General features: G+C 58.1%; 4 protein-coding genes and 2 pseudogenes. 4 read left to right on the top strand and 2 right to left on the bottom strand.

Annotated features, from left to right (window positions below; translation table 11 throughout):
- Window positions 1–240: LexA family transcriptional regulator (locus tag YUU_RS0140885; protein ID WP_027527428.1), on the top strand; the 240-nt coding region annotated here is incomplete at its 5' end.
- A 192-nt stretch (window positions 241–432) separates the two neighbouring features.
- A complete protein-coding gene (locus YUU_RS61815; protein ID WP_210164190.1) occupies window positions 433–804 on the top strand; it encodes a methyl-accepting chemotaxis protein in 372 nt (123 codons plus the stop codon).
- A 507-nt stretch (window positions 805–1,311) separates the two neighbouring features.
- Here YUU_RS61815 and YUU_RS63010 read toward each other — a convergent pair.
- The gene (locus YUU_RS63010) at window positions 1,312–1,515 is read right to left on the bottom strand and encodes a hypothetical protein (protein WP_027527426.1); all 204 of its coding nucleotides are present in this window, start codon (window positions 1,513–1,515) and stop codon (window positions 1,312–1,314) included.
- 257 nt (window positions 1,516–1,772) lie between these two features.
- A protein-coding gene (locus YUU_RS0140870) for an IS3 family transposase (RefSeq protein ID WP_156944804.1) occupies window positions 1,773–2,908 on the bottom strand; the annotation gives its coding sequence in 2 pieces (ribosomal slippage) (window positions 1,773–2,650 and window positions 2,650–2,908; 1,137 coding nt in all).
- Between the two features lie 712 nt (window positions 2,909–3,620).
- On the opposite strand from YUU_RS0140870, the pseudogene YUU_RS61810 reads away from it, so the two are divergent.
- Window positions 3,621–4,854: pseudogene (locus YUU_RS61810) on the top strand (IS701 family transposase); the annotation flags it as partial.
- A gap of 107 nt (window positions 4,855–4,961) precedes the next feature.
- Window positions 4,962–6,000 (top strand): annotated as a pseudogene (locus YUU_RS53580) (aminotransferase class III-fold pyridoxal phosphate-dependent enzyme); the annotation flags it as partial.

Genomic DNA, 6,000 nt, shown 5'->3' with positions numbered 1-6,000 from the left:
TCGGCAAAAACCTTCACGCCCAAACAGGGGCAATACCTTGCCTTCATCCACCTCTATACGCGGCTGCACCGCAGAGCCCCGGCGGAAACCGACATGCAAGAGTATTTTCGCGTCAGCCCGCCTTCGGTTCACCAGATGGTGCTGACTCTGGAACGAGCTGGCCTAATCAGACGGCAGCCAAGGACACCCCGCAGCATCGAGGTCCTCGTTGATCCCAAGAGCCTGCCGGAGCTAATCTGACCGCCGGACGCGCAACACGTCAAAATCACTGTGCAGAGCCACTAGTACGGTCGAGCATAGCCAGCAGCTCTCGATTGAAGTAGCATCCTCATCTCAGTTCGCATCGATCAATGTCCAGCATGTCGCGACCGCTATAGATGAACTGGCAGCAACCATCGCCAATATCAGCCGGCGGTCGAAGAGGCTGCGAGCATAACGGGAGAGGCTGTTCGAAAGGCCGAGCTCAGCGATAGACGCATCCTTAGCTTCGCGGCTGCCGCGGAACGAAACGGGACTGTCGTCGAGCTGATCGCCTCAATCGCTCGCCAAACAAGTTTGCTCTCGCTTAACGCAGCCATTGAGGCCGCCCGTGCTGGCGATCTCGGCAAGGGATTTGCTATTGTAGCCCAGGAGGTCAAAGCGCTTGCCACACAGACTGCGCGCGCAACAGTTGAGGTAAGCCAGCAGATCAGTGGCATTCAGACGGCGACGAGCGAATCGGTTCACGCGACTTGGGAGCCGGAAAGACTAACGAGCCAAGGCGATGCAATTCATTCTCGTGAAGCACAGGTCGGCGTGCGGTGACAGAAGCTGCGGCACTCCGTCCTTAGGACAGGTTATCAGCGAGATATGATAACTCGAAGACATTACTGCGACTGCGATTGCTATCGACCCAATCACGCCAGGAATATAGTCTTTCCCATGTCTCTCAATGAGCGTGCATCAGATGAGAGACATCGTTCCTCTTGGGCTTCAGGCGTTGATGACCGCGACGTCGTGCTGGTTCAGGTCGGAGCGACCTTAATGTCGTGGCTCAGCTCACCAGTTGCCGCTGCCAAGTCGTCCAACAATGAGGGCCCGCCATAAGGATGCTGGGGCGTAAAGACCTGGAGCGTGCCGGGCAGGGCACCCTGATCATCGGGCCGAGCCGGTTGCGGGCGGATCGCTGAGCGTTTTCTCGCAGGCGGCCATCGTTTGGCTGTTCTTCGCGAGCGAAGCGCGGAAGGGATGAGCCGCCGTTGCACTTAACGTGTGCGCACCCGATTGCGAATGCTTGATCGGTTTCCTCTGCTTTCTACGGCGCAGCTATGATCACACGCTTATGTAATACACTTCGTCTCGATCTTTGCGTGTAACGACAACGCTAGTGGTGCCCCGCAGCGAGGGATTAGTATGCGCGAGTTCCTTTGCGAAGCGTTCAGCCGCAAGGAAAGCCTGTAACTCGTTTTCGAATGCCATCCCAAACGGGTCGTCGACATTTTGTTTTCCCACAAGATTGAAGTAGAAACGAAGCATGACTCGAGACCTTGTTGCGGGCGAGAGGACGACGGCGTTTCGTCAACTGATGCGAATACCCGCTGCTCGCCACTTGCGGCTAAAGGAGTTGCTTCTAGCGAAATCTTCGGGTTCTGAAGCGAGGAGAGAGCGTCAGGCGAGATGTACAAGACGAAATAGTTCGGAGAGGTGTCCTCTGAGCAGAGCAGCGAGTGATTGAGCTGGTCCCGGTTGTCTGAACAGAAACTCCGCATCGATAAGTGGAGCCTCTGCCGGGTTTAGGCTGCCGTGCGGAGCGGCAGCGAGGTGAAGTAGGCTTGATCCGGCGTGCTGCCGTCAAGGCTCGAATGTGGACGGCGGCAATTGTAGAAGTCCAAATAGCGGCCGATCGAGGCGCGAGCTTCGTTGACGCTGTCGTAGGCCCGCAGATAGACCTCCTCGTATTTGACGCTGCGCCACAGCCGCTCGACGAACACGTTGTCCCGCCAGGCGCCCCGGCCGTCCATGCTGATGGCGATGCCGTTGCCGGCGAGCACGCCGGTGAACGCCGCGCCGGTGAACTGCGAGCCCTGGTCGGTGTTGAAGATCTCCGGCTTGCCGTGACGGGCCAGGGCATCTTCCTGTGTCGCGACGCAGAATGCAGCCTCCATGGTGATCGACAGCCGCCACGACAGCACCCGGCGGGTCGCCCAGTCCAGCACCACGGCCAGATAGACGAAGCCTCGTGCCATCGGGATGTAGGTGATGTCCATCGCCCAGACCTGGTTCGGACGCGAGATCTCCATACCGCGCAGCAGATATGGATAGATCTTGTGCCCGGGCTCGGGTTGGGTGGTGCGCGGACGGCGGTACAGCGCCTCTATCCCCATCCGCCGCATCAGCGTTTTGACATGCCGGCGGCCGATCTTGCTCCCCTCGGCAGCCAGCAGGCCTCGCAACATACGCGAACCGGCGAAAGGAAACTCCAGATGCAGCCTGTCGAGCCGTTGCATCAGCGCAAGGTCGTTGGGCGACACCGGACGTGGCAGGTAATAGACGCTGCCGCGGCTGATGTTCAGGGCTTCCGCCTGCTTGCTGATCGGCAGATCGTGGTCACGGTCGATCATCGCTTTGCGCTCAGCAATCCCGCCTTGGTGAGCGCTCCTTCTAAAAAATCGTTCTCCAGCGTCAACTCGCCGATCTTGGCGTGCAGCGACTTCACGTCGATGGTAGGCTCGGCGAGCCGACTCCCGTTGCCCTGACCGAACACATCGGCAGCGCCGCCTTCGAGCTGCGCCTTCCACGATGTGATCTGATTGGGGTGAACGTCGAATTGCTCCGCCAGTTGCGCCAGCGTGCGGTCACCTTTGACGGCGGCAAGCGCCACCTTCGCCTTGAAAGCCGCAGTGTGGTTCCGCCGTGCTCGTCTGCTCATCGTCTCTCCTGATTCGCGGGTCAATCTTGCCCGCCGTCAGGCAGAAACTCCACTTATCGCGCTGTTCAGATTTGCGGGACCGGCTCATGATTGTGATCGGACCGGCTGATCAACTCTCCGCAAAAAGTGAATCGCACGATTCTCGTTGGTTGTTTCTCACGTATCGCAAGTTTGATCGAGCAACAACGCCGCTCAGGACGAAAAATCAGTTTGTTGGTACGTTTCGGACCAAAGAAGATCTGTGCGTATCAGGCAGAGAGTGTTGATCCGTCGTGTTGAACGCGATCGCAGCGTTGGCAGGACTGATGGCAACAGCCAGAGCAAGGCGGATGGCAAGACATCGCGACACTAAAGTTGGCGACCGTTACTGAGTGCGGACGGCCCTGTGTGCCGAGCGTCGTCACCGCATGACAACTCCATTTGATTCAAATGCGACGTTGCGTGGCGCGGTGTACACCGCTGATGCAGTGGGTACAGGTGAGCTGATTGGTATCCGGCCGGTAAAGCTTTTCGATTACCCCCATAACTTCGATCACCTAAGCTGATCCGGTGATCGACGAAATCTTGAGTCGAAAGAATCACTTCTGATTCCTTACTGAGCACCTGATTCGCAAATGGGGTGCTCTATGGGGCTGACATTAAAGAATCGATCGGCAAGAGGCTGTTTGCGATCCTTGGGGAATGACTGTTGGATTGATCAAGAGATTGGTGGATGCGAGTACCTTGCGATCGCAAGAGTGTCGAGCCGATGGCGGCCATCACGGCTCCTGAGCGGACAGCAGCGCAGCACCAGTCGTTGTTGCATTTTGTCGGTCAAGGCGACTGGTCGGACCAGCAAGTGTTGGCCGAGGTCCGTGAGTTAGTGCTGCCGAGCATCGAACGCCACGGAGAGATCGAAGCTTGGATCATCGATGATCCGGGCTTTCCTAAGAAGGGGCGGCATTCGGTCGGGGTTGCACGGCAATATTGCGGCCAACTGGGCAAGCAAGACAATTGTCAGGTCGCCGTGACCCTTTCGATTGCCAACCATCACGCGAGCCTGCCGGTGGCGTATCGCCTTTATCTACCAAAGGAGTGGGCGACCGACCGTCCGCGTCGGCGCAAAGCCGGTGTGCCCAAGGAGATCACCTTCAAATCCAAGCCGGCCATCGCGCTTGAGCAATTGCGCTGGGCCTGTGCCGGGGGCTTGCCGCGTGGCGTAGTGCTGATGGACGCCGGCTATGGTGCTGATACCGATCTGCGTACGAGCATCACAGATCTCGGCTTGAACTAACTGGCCTGCATCCAGCCACAAACGTCCGTATGGCGCCCTGGCACTGGGCCGCGGGCGCCGAAGAAGTGGTCGGGGAGCGGACGACCTCCGAAGTTGCTGCGACGTGATGGCAAGTATCAACCGATCTCAGTTAAGAAGCTTGCGATTGGTCTGCCAATGGATGCTTGGCGCAAGATCACGTGGCGTGAGGGGACGGCAGAACGCTTATCCTTGCGCTTTGCCCGTGTGCGCATCCGTGCGGCACATCGAGATTACTGGCTCGCCGAAAGCCGGCCGGAGGAATGGCTGCTGATCGAATGGCCGGAGGGCGAGGAAGCACCCACCAAATATTGGTTCTCGACGCTTCCGGCGAACATTGGATTCCGTCAGCTGGTCGACACCGCCAAGCTGCGCTGGCGCATTGAGCGCGACCACTACGAACTCAAACAGGAGATCGGCCTTGGCCACTTCGAGGGGCGAGGCTGGCGCGGCTTCCACCATCACGCAACGCTGTGCATCGCGGCCTACGGATTCCTGGTCTCCGAGCGGGAGACGATTCCCCCCCTCAGCAACAGGTTCCGCCGGGCTTTTCAAAGAAATTACAATTCCCGAAACTTATCGCCCGAGGGGGGGCCGCCATTGCGGCCTGAACGGCACGTTCCAAATTCGATCGCGACCGTTCGGCGAGGATTGAGCGTCGCTCTCGCGTCCACACTATCTCGATGCCCTTGTTGCATCAGGGCAGTCTCAAGTCAAAGTAGCTATCGAAATTTGTGACGCAGTAAGACTAGGAGAATGGGCATGGCTGACATTAAGACCATCGCTGAGCTCGATTGCTCGAGCGTTCTGCATCCATTCACCCGCTTAAGGAATTCGCCACTGGTAAAGCAGCCGATTCAACTATCGTCACCGGGGGCAAAGGCATCCGCATCGAAGACGCGCAAGGGCGCAGTTACATTGACGGGTTTGCTGGCCATTACTGTGTGAACATTGAATACGGCCGGACCGAAGTAGCGGAAGCCATCGCGCGGCAGGCCTACAACTTAGCATACTATCATACTTATGCGGCGCACACGACCGAAGAGCTGGCCACGCTCGCGGAGCGTCTGGTGCGAATGGCGCCGGGTAAGTCGATTAAAGTATTCTTCCGCTTGTCAGAATCAGATGCCAACGAAACTCAGGCTAAGCTCGTTTGGTACTACAATAATCTCCGTGGTCAACCTAAGAAGATCATCTCGCACGAGCGCGGCTATCACGGCTGCTCAGTGATTTCCGGCTCGATGACTGGTATGTCGTTCTACCACGATCACATGGATCTTCCCTTCCCGGGCATTTTGCACACCGGCGCACCGGGGCGCCGAGCCGGGCGAGACAGAAGTCCTTTTCTCGTCGGCGTGCAGCTGAACTTGAGGACCTAATCGTGCGTGAAGACCCAGAAACGATAGGTGCCTTCATTGCCGAGCCTGTGCTCGGTACGGGTGGCATCACGCCGCCTCCTGCCGGTTACTGGCGTGAAATTCAGGCAGTGCTGAGGCGCTATGACGTCCTTCTGATCGCGGACGAGGTGATTTGTGGATTCGGTCGAACCGGCGCTGACTTTGGCAGTACTCTGTACGGGATGGACCCAGACTTGGTGACGGTCGCCAGAGGCCTGACATCCGGCTACGTGCCGCTCTCCGGCGCAATTGTTGGCCAGAAGGTTTACGCCGTTATGGGGGAAGCAGCGGATCGGGTAGGAGCATTTTCCCATGGGTATACCTATTCCGGTCATCCAATTGCGGCCGCTGCTGCTAGAGCGTTAGCCCATCTGACTGAATCGTCGGGAATTCCCAAATCAGCG

Origin of the sequence: Bradyrhizobium sp. Ec3.3, assembly GCF_000472925.1 — a bacterium.
Taxonomy (GTDB): Bacteria; Pseudomonadota; Alphaproteobacteria; order Rhizobiales; family Xanthobacteraceae; genus Bradyrhizobium.
The sequence above is the reverse complement of the archived record's forward strand: the minus strand, read 5'-3'. Positions and strand labels throughout refer to the sequence as shown.